This window comes from Bdellovibrio sp. ZAP7 (genome assembly GCF_006874645.1).
Classification (GTDB): Bacteria; Bdellovibrionota; Bdellovibrionia; order Bdellovibrionales; family Bdellovibrionaceae; genus Bdellovibrio.
Genome location: NZ_CP030082.1, coordinates 1,416,282 through 1,434,842, shown reverse-complemented (window position 1 = coordinate 1,434,842; position 18,561 = coordinate 1,416,282). Strand labels below are relative to the sequence as shown.

General features: G+C 45.0%; 17 protein-coding genes and 1 tRNA gene. 13 read left to right on the top strand and 5 right to left on the bottom strand.

Going from position 1 to position 18,561, the window contains the following annotated elements; translation table 11 throughout:
• Positions 1-3: 3 nt before the first annotated feature.
• Positions 4-480: a hypothetical protein gene (locus DOM22_RS07060; protein ID WP_142699690.1), complete on the bottom strand. Its 477-nt coding sequence runs from the start codon at positions 478-480 to the stop codon at positions 4-6.
• A gap of 324 nt (positions 481-804) precedes the next feature.
• Here DOM22_RS07060 and DOM22_RS07055 point away from each other — a divergent pair, with 324 nt between their 5' ends.
• The 6 genes from DOM22_RS07055 to DOM22_RS07030 all read left to right on the top strand — a co-directional run bounded on the left by DOM22_RS07055 (position 805) and on the right by DOM22_RS07030 (position 8,234).
• Positions 805-2,076: a sensor histidine kinase KdpD gene (locus tag DOM22_RS07055; protein ID WP_246845880.1), complete on the top strand. Its 1,272-nt coding sequence runs from the start codon at positions 805-807 to the stop codon at positions 2,074-2,076.
• Between the two features lie 213 nt (positions 2,077-2,289).
• Positions 2,290-3,978 (top strand): alpha/beta fold hydrolase, encoded by a 1,689-nt coding sequence (locus DOM22_RS07050; RefSeq protein ID WP_246845879.1) that lies wholly within the window; start codon positions 2,290-2,292, stop codon positions 3,976-3,978.
• 1 nt (position 3,979) lies between these two features.
• Positions 3,980-5,083 (top strand): DUF6765 family protein, encoded by a 1,104-nt coding sequence (locus DOM22_RS07045; protein ID WP_142699689.1) that lies wholly within the window; start codon positions 3,980-3,982, stop codon positions 5,081-5,083.
• 12 nt (positions 5,084-5,095) lie between these two features.
• A complete protein-coding gene (locus DOM22_RS07040) occupies positions 5,096-6,796 on the top strand; it encodes a GMC oxidoreductase (protein WP_142699688.1) in 1,701 nt (566 codons plus the stop codon).
• 31 nt (positions 6,797-6,827) lie between these two features.
• Positions 6,828-7,598, top strand: coding sequence for a transporter substrate-binding domain-containing protein (locus tag DOM22_RS07035; protein ID WP_142699687.1), 771 nt, complete (start codon positions 6,828-6,830; stop codon positions 7,596-7,598).
• 90 nt (positions 7,599-7,688) lie between these two features.
• Entirely contained in the window at positions 7,689-8,234 is a 546-nt protein-coding gene (locus tag DOM22_RS07030) for a glutathione peroxidase (protein WP_142699686.1), read from the top strand.
• A gap of 120 nt (positions 8,235-8,354) precedes the next feature.
• Here DOM22_RS07030 and DOM22_RS07025 read toward each other — a convergent pair whose 3' ends face one another.
• On the bottom strand, positions 8,355-8,879 hold the full coding sequence (locus tag DOM22_RS07025; RefSeq protein WP_142699685.1) for a gamma-glutamylcyclotransferase: 525 nt from the start codon (positions 8,877-8,879) through the stop codon (positions 8,355-8,357).
• A gap of 91 nt (positions 8,880-8,970) precedes the next feature.
• Here DOM22_RS07025 and DOM22_RS07020 point away from each other — a divergent pair, with 91 nt between their 5' ends.
• The 4 genes from DOM22_RS07020 (at position 8,971) to DOM22_RS07005 (ending at position 14,807) form a co-directional block, all read left to right on the top strand.
• Positions 8,971-9,897 (top strand): JmjC domain-containing protein, encoded by a 927-nt coding sequence (locus tag DOM22_RS07020; RefSeq protein ID WP_142699684.1) that lies wholly within the window; start codon positions 8,971-8,973, stop codon positions 9,895-9,897.
• 140 nt (positions 9,898-10,037) lie between these two features.
• Positions 10,038-10,427 (top strand): hypothetical protein, encoded by a 390-nt coding sequence (locus DOM22_RS07015; protein WP_142699683.1) that lies wholly within the window; start codon positions 10,038-10,040, stop codon positions 10,425-10,427.
• 220 nt (positions 10,428-10,647) lie between these two features.
• Positions 10,648-11,391, top strand: coding sequence for an ABC transporter substrate-binding protein (locus tag DOM22_RS07010; protein ID WP_142699682.1), 744 nt, complete (start codon positions 10,648-10,650; stop codon positions 11,389-11,391).
• A gap of 224 nt (positions 11,392-11,615) precedes the next feature.
• Positions 11,616-14,807 carry an Ig-like domain-containing protein gene (locus DOM22_RS07005; RefSeq protein WP_142699681.1) on the top strand — a complete coding sequence of 1,064 codons (3,192 nt, stop codon included), beginning with the start codon at positions 11,616-11,618 and terminating at the stop codon, positions 14,805-14,807.
• Between the two features lie 105 nt (positions 14,808-14,912).
• Here DOM22_RS07005 and DOM22_RS07000 read toward each other — a convergent pair.
• Positions 14,913-14,989, bottom strand: a tRNA-Asp gene (locus DOM22_RS07000).
• 250 nt (positions 14,990-15,239) lie between these two features.
• Between DOM22_RS07000 and DOM22_RS06995 the strand changes: the two genes are divergently transcribed.
• Genes DOM22_RS06995 through DOM22_RS06985 form a run of 3 tightly spaced genes read left to right on the top strand, consistent with a single transcriptional unit; the run spans position 15,240 to position 16,606 of the window.
• Positions 15,240-15,641 (top strand): response regulator, encoded by a 402-nt coding sequence (locus DOM22_RS06995; protein ID WP_142699680.1) that lies wholly within the window; start codon positions 15,240-15,242, stop codon positions 15,639-15,641.
• A gap of 21 nt (positions 15,642-15,662) precedes the next feature.
• Complete coding sequence (gene orn, locus DOM22_RS06990; RefSeq protein WP_142699679.1) at positions 15,663-16,190, top strand: oligoribonuclease; 528 nt, start codon at positions 15,663-15,665, stop codon at positions 16,188-16,190.
• A 23-nt stretch (positions 16,191-16,213) separates the two neighbouring features.
• The gene (locus tag DOM22_RS06985; RefSeq protein ID WP_142699678.1) at positions 16,214-16,606 is read left to right on the top strand and encodes a TM2 domain-containing protein; all 393 of its coding nucleotides are present in this window, start codon (positions 16,214-16,216) and stop codon (positions 16,604-16,606) included.
• Positions 16,607-16,625: 19 nt separating this feature from the next.
• On the opposite strand, the gene DOM22_RS06980 is transcribed toward DOM22_RS06985, so the two are convergent.
• Both DOM22_RS06980 and DOM22_RS06975 read right to left on the bottom strand, forming a co-directional pair.
• Entirely contained in the window at positions 16,626-16,880 is a 255-nt protein-coding gene (locus DOM22_RS06980) for a hypothetical protein (RefSeq protein WP_142699677.1), read from the bottom strand.
• Positions 16,881-16,972: 92 nt separating this feature from the next.
• Entirely contained in the window at positions 16,973-18,382 is a 1,410-nt protein-coding gene (locus DOM22_RS06975) for a sigma-54 dependent transcriptional regulator (protein WP_142699676.1), read from the bottom strand.
• Between the last annotated feature and the right edge of the window lie 179 nt (positions 18,383-18,561).

Below are 18,561 nucleotides of genomic sequence, written 5' to 3'. Positions count from 1 at the left end.
AAATTACTTACAGCTTTCGATCTGTTTTTCTTGAGTGCGGATTGGACGCTCTTGGCGCCAGTCAGCTGCTTCGTAAGTGTATTGAATGTAGCTTGTTGGGTATTGCAAAGTACGTACTTCAGATTTTACACACGTTGGACGTGTTGAATCTTTGCGATCGTATTTTACGCAAACAAGCTGTTGATAGAATGGTGACACAGAAACAGTTTGAGCCGGAATGTCTTTAACTGTGCGACCTACACAAACTTTTTTCGGGTAATGAGAGTCTGAATGGTCCCACTTGTATGATTTGCAGAATTCTTGTTTGTGAGCAGGAACGAAAACGCGGAAAACTTCATTTTTTTCGTCAACGCAAATTTGCTTTGCAGTTACGATACCTTTTTCAGGCACAAATGGGTTTTCAGAACGATTTTGATATTTTTCACCAGATGCGAATGCGAACATCGGAAGGGCCAAAGCCAAAGCGATAAATAGTTTCATAAAGTCTCCTGTTATTTGGGCTACGCTTAGTACGGATGGTTTTGGCGGGCAAGAAGAATAGCTTTCTGTTTACTTACTATTTAACAAGATTCGAAGAAATCTGCTCCGGAACGCATAGATTGCTTTATAAGCTAAAAATATTTCGGGAAACTTATGCGGCGAGAGGTGTTCTCATAATGTTTACGCCTATTGTTACAGGGAAACCCTCCCCCTCCGCCCTTCCGTAGTAAAGTCTAGCCTGTTTATTACATTTGCGTAGTGTCCTACCGTTCATTTGTACTTGGGCCGACAAGTAAACAAGACAAGAGGTAGAAACCATCCGGTATGTTTGAGCTTAAAGAGACAGCTGAGGAAGCCCAGCAAAAGCGACTGTTTTATTTAAAGATGATTTATTTCGTCAGCCTGGCTATGTCTGCTGTGTACCTTTTCAAATTTAATTTCGAGTACCGAGTCTCTGATTACAATCCCGGCTTATTTTCATTTTGGATAGGGACTGCTCTTGTGCCTCCGATCATTCTCTATCGCTTAAAGAACTATAAAATCGCCGCCTTGTCTTGCGCTCTTCTGGCAACAGCGGTCTTAGTATATCTTCTTTATCTCTCCGGCGGAGTTGCAGCACCTGGGATCTTTTGGTTGGCAATCGTTCCTTTCGGTTTTGGCGTGCTGTTAAACACTTCCGGTGCCTTCATCGGTTACACAATTGTATTTGCTACCATGGTGTGGTTCTGGATTTTAAAACTACAAGGTGGCAGCGTGAATATCATCGCTACCTATGGCGATTATGATTTTGAAAAAAGCTTTAACGTCTGCACCTTTTTAATTTTCGCAGGTATCACGACTCACCTTTATTTAAAAGGCGAGCAAAAATATACCAAAAGACTGCAGGAAAAACATTGGGACGTTGAGAACCTTTTACGCGTACTTTTACATGATGTCGCCAACACTTTGTCATCGATGACCTACAACCTTATCAAAGCCCGCGAAGATCAAGAGCAAGAAGCTCCTATGGGGCAACAGCTTGATAAAATGGAGAGAGCGGTCAGCGATATCAACAATCTCTTACATCAGGTTCGTCACCTGAAATCGGTTAAAGATGGCAAAGCATCCATGCCGTTAAATCCGATTTCTATTGCGATTGTACTTAATGAAGTCATGGAGAAATCAGAAACTCTTGCGACTCAAAAAGGAATTAAAATCGCTTTGGATTTAAGCCGCGATAAAATGATCGTGAACAGTGAAAAAACAATTCTTAATAATGTCGTATTAGCGAACCTACTTAGTAACGCCGTAAAGTTCTCGTTGCCAGGCGATCGCATTGATTTACGGGCTTATGCCACAGAGTCCATGGCCGTCATCGAAATCCAGGATTATGGAATCGGTATGCCCGAAAATCTGCTGAATAAGATTTTCCATTTAGATGCCGCCACCACGCGAGAAGGAACTCAAGGGGAAAAAGGAACTGGCTATGGCATGCCCTTGGTAAAGGAGTATCTGACGATGATGGGTGGAAGCATTGTGATCACGTCCCAGGAAGAAGCCGTGCCTCATCATCCTCGTGGCACCAAGGTCGTCGTAAAAATTCCTCTGACCGTATAGTTTCTTACAAACCCGTAGGTAAACAGCACCGACTTTTTTCCAGCTCTACATGCGTACTTTTAACTGCAATTTTCGCCCACCGCCCATTGGTCCTCATTCCCTTTTGTTGATTTACTGCAAATTACAATCCTCCTATTCTAATCTAAACAAAGGATTGTGATGACTCTTTCTAAAACCACTCTCGAATTCACCGAGAGAATGGCTGGCCATTTCATGGCAAAACCATTCGCTCTCTCCACCAGCAACCCTCTTAAAAAATCTGACTTTGAAAACCTGGAAGAGTCCACACCTCGAGTGCCGTTTGAATTTACTCTCACGATCAAAGTTTCAGACCTGGACACTTTTATCGCCGATCCCCAGCTGCAAGCTCGAGCCATCGGCACAATCACTGATTTCAATATCGAAAAAGGACTGTTCAATCTTTTTGTACGCCCGGAAGCAAGTTCTGACAGGGACACGGCGAAAGAGATGCACTACACGCTTTTCCTGAAAGACCCGCACGGAAAATCCTGGACATTCTTTGGCTTTAAGGAAGTTATCAAAGAGGATTCCTTCGAAATGTGGTCACAGACGACGACATTGTATTACTATATCTGGGAAGGACACTCTGATTATAATCCCGGTGAAACCAAAAATGTCACCGGCGTGGGAATTTTAAGAATTTCCGTCAGCGACTTTATCAAACAACTGACGACCTTTAAAAGTAACGCCCCCTCCGCACTCGAAGAACAAGAGGCTGTCGCAAAGTTTCTGAATGTTTTTGCAAAAAATCTTTGGCAATCTTATGCGCCATTTATTTTCACTACGACTGCCGCTCGATGGAATGAACACATCTATCCGATGAACACCACTCAAGGCGTAGCTATGGGTGAAAAAAATCTTTATCCCCTAGATACCCCAGATGGTCTGACGATTTCGGTTCAACGCTTTAAAGTCAAAGAATCCAAAAACATAGTTCTTCTCCTGCATGGGCTTACCACCTCTACAGATATGTTCATCATGCCGGAGCATCAAAACTTCGTAAATTACCTCCACAGCAACGGCTTTACCGATGTTTGGTCACTGGATTGGCGAGGCAGCGGTCGCTTCACTTACAATCTGGGCCCGCACCGCTATAATCTGGACGATATCGCCAAAAATGACATCCCTACCGCTGTGGAATTTATCCGCAGGCAATGTGGCGAAGACACCAAGATTCACGTGGTCTGTCATTGTGTCGGTTCGATTTCATTTATGGCTTCCTTGGCCGGTGGACACGTCAAAGGTATTTCCAGCATCGTTTCAAACAGCGTGTCCCTAACACCCAAAGTTCGTTGGCAGGCATTTATAAAAATGCTCTTTGGGCCGGAGCTTTTGGAATATGTTTTTGGATATGCTTACGTCAGCCCGCGCATGGCTTATTTCCCAGGACCAGGATTTGGAAAATGGCTTTACTGGATGGAGCGCGGTATTCGTCATGAATGCAAAGAGCCCGCATGTCATCTGGTAAGCTTCATGTGGGGCTGGGGATATCCCGCAGCCTACGTTCATCGCAATATTCACCCGACAACACATCGTCGCTTGGTGGACTTATTTGGTGGTACAAGCTTTCACTATTACCGTCACATCCGAAAAATGCTCTTCGCGAAAGCATCCGTCTCGTTCGATAAGTCGAAAAACTATCTGGAAGAATGTCAAAAAAGAGACATGCCGCCGACTCTATTTATCAGTGGGGCCGAGAACAATATTTTTCCCGGCTCTAACAAAATGACCTACGACGCTTTAAAGAAGGGCAAGAACAGCGCCGCCGTCGAATATTTTGAAGTACCAGGTTATGGGCATCAAGACACATTCATGGGGCAGTATGCTCACATCGAAGTCTTTCCAAAAATTCTGGCTTTCCTGAATAAGCAAAAGGGCTAACATGCAAATCGATTTTCATCTGGGAGTTACTTACGTCTTGGCTCGAATGAGCGGATTCACACCTTTTGAAGCCAACACCATTGCTAGCAGTTCGCAATATGTCGATGATGCCGTCAATTCGGGTACGATCTTATTTCAAAATTGCTCCGCCTATGAATTTCGCGCCAGCGCCCACAAGATGCTAGATTATCGAAATTTTAAAGAATTGGCAAACCACCACGTGTGGATTCCCTTTCACTTTATACCGGGCAATGAAGTTCGTGATTCCAGTCTTGATCCCCTGGCGCAAAAATTAGTCTGCCGCCCCAACAGTGTGATCGCTCAGGATGTCGTGAAAAGCTGTGTTCAAAACTTTCATAAAACTTTCGGTTATCACCTGCTAGGAGTCACCACTCATGCCTTTGTTGATACTTGGGCTCACCAGGGATTTGCAGGCATCACCCATAAGATCAACAAAGTGGGCGAGATCTATGATGGTGAAGGCGCATTGGATACCGGGATGATGAACTATCGAAAAAAGTATTATCGCAGGAATCCTTTTCGCAGATTCTATGACTGGGTTCGTTCATTTTTTGTGGGCGAATACAATCCCATTGGTCACGGCACCGTGCTTTCCTACCCTGATCTCCCCTATTTGCGCTGGAGTTATCAAGATTGGCAAGGGCGTACAGTTCAACGCAATAATCCTGCAGACTATATGCTCGCGGTAAAACACGTCCTGGAATTTTATCAGGAAGTGCGCAAGGCCAACAATCTTCCCCTCGTAAAAATTTTTGATCAGGATCTTCGCAAAGTGCAGGAACTGCTTGAAAGCATCGACAGCGAAGAAGGTGAAGAACGTCTGAGCAAATGGCGCGAGCATATTCAATGTGGAAGCTTTCAATTCGGAACAGACACGTGGAAGTATGCTCCAGAAGGTCCCGAAAGCTGGCTTGCCGAAGCTTTTGAAGACTTTGAGCTTAATGACGATTTTGAATTTACCAATGTTCCCTACAAAGAAGACTTTTTAAAATCAAACTGGAAGCTGATGCATGATGCTTTGCTGTTCTATCGCTTTACAGTTTTGCATGACGTGCTGCCAAAATATCAAATTTGTGTCGCGTAAGGATTTGTCTGTATGAAGCTTGATTTTGACTATGTGGTGATTGGTTCTGGTTTTGGCGGCTCGGTGATGTCTTGTCGTTTGGTGGAAAAAGGCTACAGCGTTTGTTTGTTGGAGCGGGGCCGCCAATGGAAAATGCACGAGTTCCCGCGCCGTCCGAATGAGATTCAGGAAAATATGTTTTGGGATCCCGAAGACGGCAAGTACGGTTTGATGGAATTCCGCGACACTCCCGACAGCGACGTCATGACTTTGACAGCAAGTGGTTTGGGCGGCGGAAGCTTGATTTACGCCAATGTTTTGTATCGCATGCCTGAAGAATTCTTTGCAGGTTGGCCTGGTGGTTTTACCAGACAGAAGCTAGAGCCCTACTACGACAAAGTGATTTCCATGATGGAAGCTCGCCCCTATCCCTTTAACACGGATCCTTACTATCAAGACACTCCAAAAACAGCCGCTTTAAAAAAGGCTTCCCTGCAAATGCAGCAGCATCCCGCAGCGCTCACTCCGGCAGAATTTCAATTGCCGCCTTTGGCTGTGCGCTTTGAAGGCGAATTCCCCGGTCATCAGACTTTAAACTCTCATGGGGCTATTCAATCGAAATGCAATAAGTGCGGAGAATGTGACCTGGGTTGTAATATCCACGCAAAAAACACCTTGGATTTAAATTATATTTTCCGCGCACGAAATCTGAAAGCGAATGACGGTCGCTTAGATGTCAGAACTGAAGCGGAGGTCAGTAAAGTCGAATTCCTCGAGGACCACTACAAAATCACCTTTCACGTGCCGCAGTTTCCGTCCCAAGAAATTGTTTTGACGGCAAAAAAGGTGGTGCTCTCTGCTGGCTCTGTGGGGTCCACGTCCCTTTTACTAAAAATGAAAAAGAATGGGATTCTTCCAAAACTAAATCGCTGGTTGGGGCAAAAGTGGTGTGGCAATGGTGATCTGTTGGGGATGGTCTTAAACACCAAAGAAAATTTAGATCCCACGAACGGGCCGGTAATTACGGGCGCCATCAAATATTCTTTAAAGAACTATCCAGATAGCTTCCCTCATGGCATGTATCTGGAGGATGCAGGCTTCCCTAATGCTATCGCCTGGTATATTTCGGGTAAGGTGCCACAGATTACCGGCATGATCGGCGCACTTTGCCTTGTGGGAAGCACCCTGAAAAAATACTTCCGCAAAATTTTGCGCCTAAAAACCCTAACTGAAATCAACGTCGGCGATGATTTTGCCTCCGCCCTGGATCGCGGAGCATTCACGCGAAAGGCGATGGTTCTTTTGGGCATGGGTCGTGATCGTTCGGATGGCGTGGTTTCACTTCAAGACGACGGCCAAACGGTTATCAACTGGGACATAAAAACCAGTTCTCTTCATTTCGATCGCCTGCGCGAGGAAATGAAAAAGATTGCGCAAAATCTGGGAGGAACTTTCCTGGACAATCCCCTAACTCATTTAGATAAAGTCATTGCCGTCCATCCCTTAGGTGGCTGCCCTATGGGTGATAACGAGGATACCGGCTTTGTAAATACTCGTGGCGAAGTTTTTGGTTATGAAGGACTTTACGTCGTCGACGGAAGTATTCTGCCCACATCAACGGGCACGAATCCTTCCTTAACGATTGCGGCGGTGGCAGAATTTATTGCTGACCAAATTCCTGCCAAGACCAAAGTACTCGAATCAGAAACGAAAGAGCTGTTGAAAGACAGTTAGGACGAGATGGGACGGATGGTAAACTGATGTCATGAGATTTGCCTTTGTTCTATCATTTTTAACCTGTTGTTTTGCTCAAGGTTCTCCAACCTCTTGTATCGGATCCTATAAAGTGGCGTTAAATGAATCGGAACCTCTGTATATGCGCGATAGCGCGAATCGACGCGACTCCGGGATCAGCGTCGAATTCCTTGATGAACTAGTTAAACGAACAGGCTGTAAATTTTCTTCAACCCCGTTAAACCGCTCGCGACTGCTGATAGAGCTAAAAGCCCATCGTGTGGATTTGGTGGTTATGACCGTAAAAAATCCGACCTTTGATCAAGTTGCCAAGTCCATAAAAATTGAGTCAGTCCCCAGAGAAATGCTGATCTCTTCTACTCTTAAGAATAAAATTAAGAGTATTGAAGAGGCCATGAATGATCCCTCTATTCGCTTTCTTGTACTTCCAGCCGTAACAATTTACTTCACCCCGGAAGAAACTGAAAAACTGCAACGCGAGCAGCGATTTGTAACGGCCCCCTCCATTCAAAACACTTTCCAAGTTCTGAAACGAACAAAGAACTCGGCGGTGATACAGACTGATTTCGTAAATCAGTACTTTCAAAATACGTTGGATATGAAATCAGATTTCACTCGCATTGCGGATCAATCAAAAAATTATGATATCGTTATTTACTACCGTTCCATTATAAGGCCTGAAGACCTTACCTCCATCACCCAGGCCGTGAATGAAATCGTGGCTGACGGGACCTGGAAAAAAATCAAAGACAAGTACGCGTCAGTCTCCGCGCTTCGGTAACTGCCTGCGACATAGCATGTTCTTGTACGGAATAAATCGTCCTGCATAATCATAGAAAATCCACGCATCGCTGACCTAAGGAGCTAGACCATGAATTCTATCTATGATTTTTCGTTAAAGAACATCAACGGCATCAACACGAATCTGGGCGAATATAAAGGTAAAGTTTTGTTAGTTGTGAACGTAGCCTCTCAATGCGGTCTCACACCTCAGTATGAGGCTATGGAAAAAGTCTTTGAAAAATACCACTCTCAAGACTTTGCGGTTTTGGGTTTTCCCGCTAACGAATTCGAAGGCCAGGAGCCTGGCACAAATGCCGAGATTCAAGAATTCTGTCGTGCGAACTTCGGAGTCAAATTTCCGATGTTTGAAAAGATCGTGGTAAAAGGCGAAGGTCAGCACCCGCTTTATAAATTTCTGACCGAGACTGAACCTAATGCGAATAAAAAAGCTGGCGAAGACTTTGAAGAAGTTCTTAAAGGTTACGGCATTCACCGCGAAAACAAAAACGACATCCTATGGAATTTCGAAAAGTTTTTGATTGGTCGTGACGGCAAAATCATCGCTCGTTTTGCACCCAATGTAACACCTGATGATCCGATGTTGATCGATGCGATCGAGAACGCATTGAAGTAAATGCGGACGACCGCACACCCGCTGCGGTTGCTGCCCGCGTCACTTCCAGACTGCTTAAGACGCAGATTCTTGGCAAATGTTCCACCAAATTTTTATACTGATTCCAAATTGGTAGAGTGGCTATCGAGCTTTAGCCGGTAATGAAGCCACGTACTCAGCTGGCAATCCCGAAGCCTGAGCACCACGCACCAAGGCCTCTAGATAACGTTCACTAACAGGTCCCTCAAGACTGCGACGATTCGGTGACGTTACAAAGGCCGTTGCTTCAAACTCTTGCCCGTTAACTGAAACGCGCAAAGTCGTTTCGACGGACATTCCCGTCACAACGCCTTCTTTGTGCTGAACAATCGGCCACTCTTTCGCGGGAATTTCAAAAAGTCTGCCGAAAACAGAAGAGCCTTCTTTTTTAACCAACCCAGCCACACGCCCTCCCCACCAGCGCGAGGGAAAGTCAAAAATCAAATCGACGCCCTTAGCTTCGGCCACTTGGCCTTCAGGTAAGGTGAAAAACTGATAGCTGTGTTCTTCCAGCCAAATTTCGAAAGCTTCGCGATCCAATACTCCCGAATAAGCAAAATACATTCTGCTGCCGTTATCTTTGATTTGATCTCTTGCTTGCATCACTTTGCCGTAGTGGGCGTCCATAGTTGATGTCCTTTGTTTTAAGCCATTACCAGATTTTATAACGGATGGTCTTTTTATTGAAGCCCCATCAGCAATTTGCTACAGTCAGTCCATGAAAAAAATCGGCCTGGCAGATCTTATAGCTCCCATTAGTGTTCAAGAATTCTTTAGCTCCAACTGGCCACTGGAGCCTTTGTTCATTCAGCCCACACCGGGCAAGCTTCAAACCATCTTTGATCTGCCACAATTACAAGATCTGGAACTGTTGATTGCGGCCCGCCAGCGCAAAGTACGCGCTTGCCTGCCTGACTTTGATGACGAATACAGTTCCATTCACCTAGAGCCCTCCGACGCGTTAAAGGCTTATCGCAATAATATGACTTTGGTTTTTGATTCCATGCAAAGTCAGGATGCAACCATCGCGGCTTCTTTAAAACAAATCCGCCGGGATTTGGGCTTGGTCACGGGCGGAGAAGAAAATGATCTGTGCAAGGCGCGCTCGATCGCCTATGCGACTCCGGCAGGATGTGGCACTCGACTGCATTTCGATGCGAATGCCAATTTCGTGATTCAAATTCAAGGCACTAAGACGTGGCGTTTAGCTCCGAATGAATCGGTTGATTTCCCTACAGAGCGATTTACGACAGGTTCTTTGGAAATGCCTGCTGCCCTGGAAAAACAATGTCACGCCCATTTGATTGAAGAGTTACCGGAAGACAGCATGACTTGTGTCATGAAACCCGGTTGCGTCTTATTCGTTCCGCGAGGCTACTGGCACGAGACCACCACCGAAGAGGACTCTTTGTCTTTGAATTTTACATTCAGCCAGCCTACCTGGGCTGATGTGTTCACGAAATCCCTGCAAGAAGTTTTGTTGCGCTCTCCAGAGTGGCGAGAACTGGCTGATGGCTTAGAAAGCACCGATGCCGCTCGCAAAGAACAAGCCATCGAACGCTTTGAGTTCTTGGTTAAAAATCTGACTGAAGAGCTGCCTGGAATTTCTGGAGCCGCGCTGTTAACTGAAGGCGGGTTAATCTAAAAGCGGCCTCCGCGACCAGGCACAACAAACCAACTGCTCCAAATTATTCCTCAAAAACGGAACAATAAATCCAAACGGTTCCGCAGAAAAAATAAATTTTCTATTGTATACATCACTCCTAAACAAAAACAGGAGTTAACATGAAAAGCATTCTTACACTTTTGATTACTATCGTCTCGTCTTTGCCTGCATTCGCAGGTAGCAAAATCGTCAACGCCCACTTATCCAAGCAAAGTATTGCGGTGCAAATTCAAAATACTGAAACAGGTGCGACCAAATGGATTTCCTCTGGAAGCTTGGGCGTAGTCGCTCCAGAGCTAGGTTGTGACGGGGTTACTTGCTTCGCTACAAACTTGAAAAATCAGAATGGAGCTCTATACGGTGATGTTGTTTTTCGTGGAGAAACCAAGCCATCATATGAAGACGTCGCCCTGACCAACTTTTACGAAGACACTTTGATCGACATCTCTGTACTTAAATTGATCGAAGTGAACGGAAAATATATTATCGCATTGACGGTATTAAATTAAAAAGCAGTCCCCTAGAGCCAGGATCCCTATTGAAGACCTGGCTTTTTTTACTTAAAGCATCCATCTCTCTGATCTCAAGCACTTAGTGCTATCCAAGTTAGAAAAAATGGCGGCCATGGGACGAGATTGGAGCCGAAAATTACAAATACGCTTGAAAACTTGCCTCGTCTTTGTCATTTGTTGCGGTTCACTAAGGGGTCGCATAAAATGAATAGCATAAATGAAACAGATCTTCTTATCGTTTTTTTTCATTCTGATGCATTCACATCCAGGACTGGCAGAGGACAAGACTGAAATTCGTGCGGCCATTCCGGAGGGACTTGCTCCTCCTTTAGTATTTGAAAAAAAAGGAAAGTACGAAGGCCTTGTCGTCGACTATGTCAATGCTTTGGCCGAGGCCATGGGACGCAAAGCAAGTTTCAGTATGGTGACGCATTATCGACTGAATAGCTATTTGCTCAAGGGCAAATTAGATATTCTCTGTTATACAAGCACCGTGTGGGATGATGCGGTTGGGAAGCATGATTTCTCGAAAACACTTTTTATCAAAAGAGAAATTATATTAGGTCCCTCACCTATGCCGAAAAAATTAAGTGGGTTAGAGGGCAAAACCATCGGAACAATTCTTCAATATGTTTACCCATCGCTGGACCCCTATTTTGAGTCCGGCAAAATAAAACGTGAAGACAACGTATCTGAAGAAGGCAATCTAAAGAAGCTTAATAGCGGCCGTATCCAGTACGTCGTCACGGATCAAATATTTATCGATTACTTCCGCCTGGACAATCCCGACATCACTAAGAACAGAGAAGAGTTTTTCCTGCGCGATTACCCTATAGTTTGCTCTGTCAGTCGAAAAGGTCGTGTAAAAAAAGCAGATTTGGATAAAGCCATCACCGAAATCAAAACTTCGGGCAAATTAAAGGCCATATTTCAAAAATATGGCAGCTCCTACATCGACTAACCTAGATTTCCCATAAAGGACCGCCTGTAAAGCATTCTTTAGTAAAACATCTTTAACAGGTAGATCTCAATAAGCCTCTTATTTAGATATGAGCAAGAAGAATACGATCATTTGTGCAGTCTCAAAATAAAATCCTATTTATCTCATTAGTGGTCTTTAGCTAAACAAGAAACGTTCCGTAATAAAAGAGTCGGTCCTTTGGAAACTTTTGGTAGGAACGTTTTATGTACGTATTTGCATGTTATCTTTTAGGGGTCGCTGTCGCGCTCTTCGTGAGTGCGTGCTCTCTTAATGTCAATGTGAAGCATCCCAGTCTCAAAGCAGAACTAAAATCAGTCGGCATCCTAGGTTACTACACCAATCAACAACCGGTTGAAGTTCTAGTTACGTTTAATAACCCTCCTGTAAAACTCAATTCAGAGCGCTTTATCATTCAGAACGCTACGTTGGATCAAATTATTCAGCAGTCTGAAACCGTCTATAAGGTGGTTTTGATTCCGACGGGCGTGGGTGAGGTTTCTCTAACGCTGCCTCCGGGAGCAGCCGTTGACCACAACAATGTGAACCTTTCGGGGGCAAATCCATTTGACGTTTTTTATGATAATACGATCCCCGTGATTGATACCGCTGATATGTTTCCAGCCGCGGTAAGTCCTAATCCGACGCCTTCTGTGCAGGGTACGACAGAACCGGGTGCCGTAATCACGCTGTACAATTCAATCACCTGCTCTGGGCAAGTTCTTGGTGATACGAAAGCAGATAACAGTGGAAATTATAAGGTGGAAGTATTCCCCGCCCTAGCCACCGAGGGCAGTTATGCGATGAGTGTTTTGGCTAAAGATGCGGCAGGCAATATTTATTGTTACCCTCTTCCTGTTGCCTATATTTTGGATCAAACAGCTCCTTCCATTCCAAGTATCTCACTTACCTATACGGATATCTCTGATAATCCTGTGGACATGACTCTGCACTCTTGTACTGATACCAATCAGGGCGGAGCTTCCTATTATCAAATTGCTTTTGTTCCGGACGGAGCAACAATGCCTGCATTAAACAGCACAGCCTGGACCAGCTGTGCGGTCGGCAGTCACTATGTGAACTTGCCGGGGCCTGACGGCACTCATACAATTCGTCTTTGGGTTCGTGATGAAGCCGGAAATGTCACTGTTAGTCCAGATGTGTCTGTCACTTTAGATACGGTCACGCCCAGCTTGAACGTGATCTCTAGTGTCGCTATTGATCGAAATGAAACTCCATCATTTATTCTGGGGGACGTCGATGTCTCTTCAGATGAAGAGGGAGCTGGCAGCTACGCGTTGGGAACTGCGAACTCTCCTAAGTGTTCCGACTATGGCAGCGTCACTATTGATTCAGCAACTGGCGAAGTGGGATTTGTTCCCACAACTCATTATTTCAATCGCTATCTGGGAGCCGATCACAACGGAGGTCCATGCGATATTGCCGTTAGATTTTCAGATCAAGTGACACCGTTTCCTCATTCGGCTGTAAAACATATTGCGGTGACAGTGAACTTTGTCGACGAACCTCTCACGGTGACCGCGTGGCCCGGCGCCAATGGGACAGCTGCCGAGAAATGCGGAAATAAGTGTTTTCAAAATGCAGTCTTTGATTTGAGTTTTACCGTAAATCCCGGTGGAGATGTTAATTTTCCCGACCCACAGAATGTGACCTGTTCTGCGTCGACAGCGGATGGATATTACGTGGATATTGCAAGTTGCAATGTCAGTGGTTTTACGGGGACATTGTCACTGCAAATGGGACAGGCACACGGTTCGGCCACTGATACTACCGCTATCACGTTTTCAGTAACAGACGGCATCACCACAGTGATCAAATCCTTCGGCGTACACGTGGATAATTATGTGATGAGCATGTACCCGGCTCTCGCATTACGCAATCCTCTTTCCTGCGTTCTTTGTCATGCGACGATTCAGGCCGATGTGATTACAGACTTTAATGTGAACAGCAATGCTTACACCAATGCCTCGGGGATTTTAGGGGTTGGCTTTTTACAATCTTCGACCATGTATCACGTCGACAACAGCGATGTTCCCTTTAGCGTGACGGGATCGATTTATATACCCGATATCACGGTCACGGATAAAAACTTTATTAAACAGGCAACCGGTGATCCAAATTCTTCGCCAATCAATCTATTTAATTTTTTAACCAATTCCTGGAATAACTATCGCCCCCTTACCGACTCCCAAGGCTCGATCTTGATGGATACAGATGGATTTGTTCAAATCAATACCACTCCCTCCGTTGAATCCGCTCAGTTAGTTCCACCCTATGTACAAGGTGGTCTGAAAAAGAAATCTTCGATCGTCATTCGGGCTCCGAGTGATGCCGAGATTCTTGGTTTGGATTCAAGTTTATCTGCTTCCACGACCTCATTTGTGTTCAAAGGACCAAATTCAAAACCCGGCTTAAGTGGTCTTAGTATCGTGAATAATGGATATGGCAACTATATCACCAACTCTGGAACCTTAGTTTGCTATGGCAGTATTATTCTGAGTGGCACCGTCTTTTTCAAAAACCTGAACGTCGAAACTGATGACGTGGGCTGCTCTATTTATGCTGCAGGAAATATTTTTATTGAGACGGACCGAGCCCAGGCGATTCAATATACGGGATCTGCCACTTCCCCCACACTGCAAATCACAAGCTCTAAAAATATTCATTTGGGTGTAGGTCTTTACGAAGTCAGTTACGTGCGCAAGTCTAATAACAACTGGATTGATGCCCAAAAGATCATGAACCCCAATAATCCGTCAGGACTGAAGGATGCGGCGGGCGACGTTATCACGGTCAAATCAAATGGCAATGCGAGCGCCTGGGAGTGGATGGGATGTCCGCTGAGACCTGAGCACTCGCTTTATTTGGACACTAAATATATCTCGAATGGTAATTACGCTGCCTGCGATCCCTCTGTAGATTTAGGCAAGTGCGCCTACGCCAGAGAGCTTTTTAGCGGGTCCCACAATGCCGTCAGTGGTTACGATCTTGTGACAGATAATAGGGTCATCAATCGCGGGGGAACTTTGGTTAATCCTGTCATTGCCTACGAAACTATGTGCCGCCTCAACGGAGGGGCGCAAATGTCCAATTACACCTCTTATAATTGGCAGTGGGCAGGAAAATGGGGCGAGCTTCCAGCTTGGGTCGGCTCCAGCGTGATTAATTCCTATCGACGCTCCACTATTTTCGATCACGTTCGCCTTAATGCCAAAGAAATTCACAGTCGATATGTGGGAGAGTTCCGAGGCTCTGTGATTGCACCCTACGCTTTATTCGCCGTCGGAAATTTGGTTTTTAAATATGATACAAGACTCAACAACGTGGTGCCCTTCCCGCGTTTGATGGTGCCGACGCCTATATTTGACGTGCAGTAAAAAGAGTGGAAGCCAGCTTATGATGAATTTAGCAAAATAGATTTTAGGCATAAAAAAACCGAAGACTAAGCTTCGGTGATTTTGGCCATGTTTTCTGAGAAAAAATGGCGGGGTGGACGGGACTCGAACCCGCGGCCTTCCGCGTGACAGGCGGACGTTATAACCAACTTAACTACCACCCCAGTGGTGTTTTGGAAGACTTGTTATAGCTACTCGGCCCCAGCAGATCAACATTAATTTTAAAAATTTTAATGATTCTTTTAGTTCAGTCGATTCGCTGATGCACCATAGACACCGATTCGGGGTTAGATGCTGCATTTTTGTGCAAACATAGGAAATCTCAGGCTTTTCTTTGCAACTATACAGCGGATTCCGCTGTTTTTGCGGGGTTCACCCGATGACTCCCCCACTTATTTCAGACATACTTGTCCCATGATTATTCAAGCACCTGTACGTACCGGCAAACTCCTAATCATTGATGACGAAGAAGATCTTCGCGAAGTTCTGACCGCCATTTTAGAAGATTCTGCCCAATCCATCGATACCGCAGCCAACGGCATTGAAGGCATCGAAAAGCTTAAATCAGGCCATTACGACGCCGTTTTGTCTGATGAAAAGATGCCCAAGAAAAGCGGTATTGAGGTTCTTAAATGGATGCGTGAGAACGGTCTGAACACTCCATTCATCATGCACACGGGATACGGTCAGAAAGACATTATCCAGGAAGCACAAAGGCTGGGAGTGTTTGCGTTGATCGATAAACCTTGGGACGAGAAAAAGCTGATCAAGACAGTTGAAACAGCTTTGCAAACTGGCACCGCTACGCCAAAATAAGTTTTAACGACGGGAAATCACATGGATAAAATTTTTTGGCTTGATATGGAGATGACGGGACTTGATGTTGAAAAAGAGCGCATCATCGAGGTCGCAGCAATCGTCACAGATTTAAACTTTAAAGAGCTGGATGTTTTTGAAACCGTTGTGAAGCAACCGCAAAAATTCTTGGACAGCATGGATGCTTGGAATACCGAGCACCATAAGAAATCCGGTCTGACTGCCAAAGTTCCCAATGGAATGCCCGAAGACCAAGCTGAAGCAAAGCTTGTGGATTTGGTAAAAAAGCATTGGCCCGATCCCAAAGATCGCCCGGTCATGGGTGGTAACTCGATCATGCAGGATCGTCTGTTTATTAATAAGTACATGCCAGATCTTGCGGGTCGCCTGCACTATCGCCAGGTCGATGTCTCTTCGTGGAAAGTGATCATCAATAACAAGTTCAAATACGTTTATCAAAAAACCAACAGCCACCGCGCTTTGGATGATATCCGCGAGAGCATCCAAGAACTTCGTCATTATTGTGATAATTTGAGTTTTAAAAAATAGTTTCTTTCATTTGATAGGAGACACTGGTGCCAACTCCAACTCACTCTAAAACCATCGGTTATATTCTGTGGATTTTCGGGTTTACCGGGTCTCATCGTTTTTACTATGGCAAACCGATCACCGGCACCATCTGGTTTTTGACGTTGGGTTTAGCGGGCCTAGGTTGGTTGATTGATATCTTTCTGATTCCCGGCATGAGTAAAGACGCCGCCAGAAATTATCGCAGCGGAAAAAACGATTACACCGTTGCGTGGATCCTTTTGACCTTCCTGGGATATTTCGGCCTTCACCGCTTTTACCTGGGTAAATGGGTCACGGGAATCATCTGGTTACTGACCGTAGGCCTTTTTGGAATCGGTTATCTTTGGGACTTCTGGACGTTGAACAGTCAAGTATCAGAAGCAAATACCAGATAACAAAGACATCTCGTCAATATTAAAGCTTACCATCATCCCTGTTAAATGGATTTTTGAAATGCTTGTTCTTTTTTGCTTCTGCTACCATCTTAACCAGATATGTGACGGCAAACAGAATTGTTACGAACTCCAAAATTAACAGTGGTCCTATGGCTTCATCACCACAGACTTTACCTCTAACAAGAAACTGAACACAACCAGACCCATAATATGTTAGAGCTCCAATACACGTCGCTATGGAAAACGCAATAAAACCGGCTTTTACAGTCGACATAGCCTCGAGTACTCCTTAAAAACTGTATTAAGTTTATATTACGAATGTCCTTACCGGAAATAAAAAAAGCCGGGTTTCCCCGGCTTTTCTTTTTAGTGCGATAATTCAGCACCGACTTCATCTTGCAGTTTGCGATACAAGGTCTTACGGTCAATCCCCAAGGTCTTTGCCGTAAGGTCTTTAACTCGGTCGCATTTTTCATAGACGAACTGGATATATTTTTTCTCGAGCTCCTGCAATGGCGCCACTGTCTCCCCGTAACGGAAGACAAACGCATTTTTGCGATCATCCACGTCAGCTTCCTCTTGAATCGGACCATCATCAAATAATAGGAAGGCCGAAACATCGATTTCGGGACCGGAGCTTAGGACCACGGCACGTTCCACCGCGTTTTCCAGCTCACGGACATTCCCGCGCCAATTTTGTGTTAGCAAGAACTCCTTTGCAGATTTCTTAAAGCCGGTGATACCGGAGTTATTTAGATCTGCAAATTTTTTCAGGAAGAACTCCGCCAATGGCAAAATGTCTTCGCGGCGCTCGCGCAATGGCGGGATCGTGATCGGAATCACGTTCAAACGGAAGAACAAGTCTTCACGGAAACGTTTGGCTTGAACTTCGGCCCGCAAATCCTTGTGAGTCGCCGTTACCACGCGCACATCAATGGAACGTGATTGGTTTTCACCGACTCTTTTGATTTCTTTTTCTTGAAGCACGCGTAAAAGTTTTGCTTGAAGTGAAAGATTTAAGTCACCGATTTCATCCAAGAACAAGGTTCCACCATCCGCCTCTTCGAATAAGCCCAGCTTTTTATCGTGAGCTCCGGTGAACGAACCTTTGGCATGACCAAAAAGTTCAGATTCCAGCAAGTTTTCAGGAATGGCAGAGCAATTGATCGCAACGAAAGGTTTGTCAGCGCGAGTGCTCCATTTATGGATGGCTTTCGCAAAGACTTCTTTCCCTGTACCCGACTCTCCCGTAATGGAAACTGTCGCAGAACTTTTTGCGACGCGTTTTGAAAGCTCGATGATGCGACGAATGCCTTCGCTTTTTCCGATGATACCGTCAGGACTTAAACCTTTCGATTGATCGATGGCATCGCGCAGATTTTTATTTTCACGATTTAAATAGTTATACTTAAAGGCGCGCTGTGCAGAGATTAATAACTGCGGGAAATGAATTGGCTTTACCACGAAGTCGTAAGCGCCGGCTTCAATCGCTGACACAGCTGTGTCGACGTCATTAGAAACAGTGACCAAAATAATTGGTACCATCAATCCTTCGTTGCGCATTTGTCGAATGAAATCGACACCTGACATCTGTGGCAAATTCAAATCCGTGATAATCGCATCTGGCGCGACTCGGCCAGATTTAATTTTTTGAAGTGCTTCGAGCGGTTCAGAACAATGATGAACCGAAATATCTTTTTGTCGGAAATAGGCAACCGCCAGTTCCGCAAGATCCAAATCGTCTTCAATAAGTAGAATATGTTTTGGAGAATTCATAACTTTTGTACCCCCAGTTGATGAGCCAATTAAAAACCCATGAGGCATTTAGCTACAACTCAAAAGTCCATTTCTGCCCCAAACGTAATGTTTTACAGATTCTGTTAGCTATAATTTTGATTTGAGCAAAAAAGTCGAGTGGCCCTCGAAATGCATAATGATATTTTGTCCGGGGCGTT

Bases quoted from the DNA above. Each gene is read 5' to 3' on its own strand.
- DOM22_RS07015 (WP_142699683.1), top strand. From the start codon at position 10,038: ATGAAAAGCATTCTTACACTTTTGATTACTATCGTCTCGTCTTTGCCT.
- DOM22_RS07005 (WP_142699681.1), top strand. From the start codon at position 11,616: ATGTACGTATTTGCATGTTATCTTTTAGGGGTCGCTGTCGCGCTCTTC.
- DOM22_RS06995 (WP_142699680.1), top strand. From the start codon at position 15,240: ATGATTATTCAAGCACCTGTACGTACCGGCAAACTCCTAATCATTGAT.
- DOM22_RS07025 (WP_142699685.1), bottom strand. From the start codon at position 8,879: ATGGACGCCCACTACGGCAAAGTGATGCAAGCAAGAGATCAAATCAAA.
- DOM22_RS06975 (WP_142699676.1), bottom strand. From the start codon at position 18,382: ATGAATTCTCCAAAACATATTCTACTTATTGAAGACGATTTGGATCTT.
- DOM22_RS07035 (WP_142699687.1), top strand. From the start codon at position 6,828: ATGAGATTTGCCTTTGTTCTATCATTTTTAACCTGTTGTTTTGCTCAA.
- DOM22_RS07010 (WP_142699682.1), top strand. From the start codon at position 10,648: ATGAAACAGATCTTCTTATCGTTTTTTTTCATTCTGATGCATTCACAT.
- DOM22_RS07030 (WP_142699686.1), top strand. From the start codon at position 7,689: ATGAATTCTATCTATGATTTTTCGTTAAAGAACATCAACGGCATCAAC.
- orn (WP_142699679.1), top strand. From the start codon at position 15,663: ATGGATAAAATTTTTTGGCTTGATATGGAGATGACGGGACTTGATGTT.
- DOM22_RS07020 (WP_142699684.1), top strand. From the start codon at position 8,971: ATGAAAAAAATCGGCCTGGCAGATCTTATAGCTCCCATTAGTGTTCAA.
- DOM22_RS07050 (WP_246845879.1), top strand. From the start codon at position 2,290: ATGGCAAAACCATTCGCTCTCTCCACCAGCAACCCTCTTAAAAAATCT.
- DOM22_RS07060 (WP_142699690.1), bottom strand. From the start codon at position 480: ATGAAACTATTTATCGCTTTGGCTTTGGCCCTTCCGATGTTCGCATTC.
- DOM22_RS07045 (WP_142699689.1), top strand. From the start codon at position 3,980: ATGCAAATCGATTTTCATCTGGGAGTTACTTACGTCTTGGCTCGAATG.
- DOM22_RS07055 (WP_246845880.1), top strand. From the start codon at position 805: ATGTTTGAGCTTAAAGAGACAGCTGAGGAAGCCCAGCAAAAGCGACTG.
- DOM22_RS07040 (WP_142699688.1), top strand. From the start codon at position 5,096: ATGAAGCTTGATTTTGACTATGTGGTGATTGGTTCTGGTTTTGGCGGC.
- DOM22_RS06980 (WP_142699677.1), bottom strand. From the start codon at position 16,880: ATGTCGACTGTAAAAGCCGGTTTTATTGCGTTTTCCATAGCGACGTGT.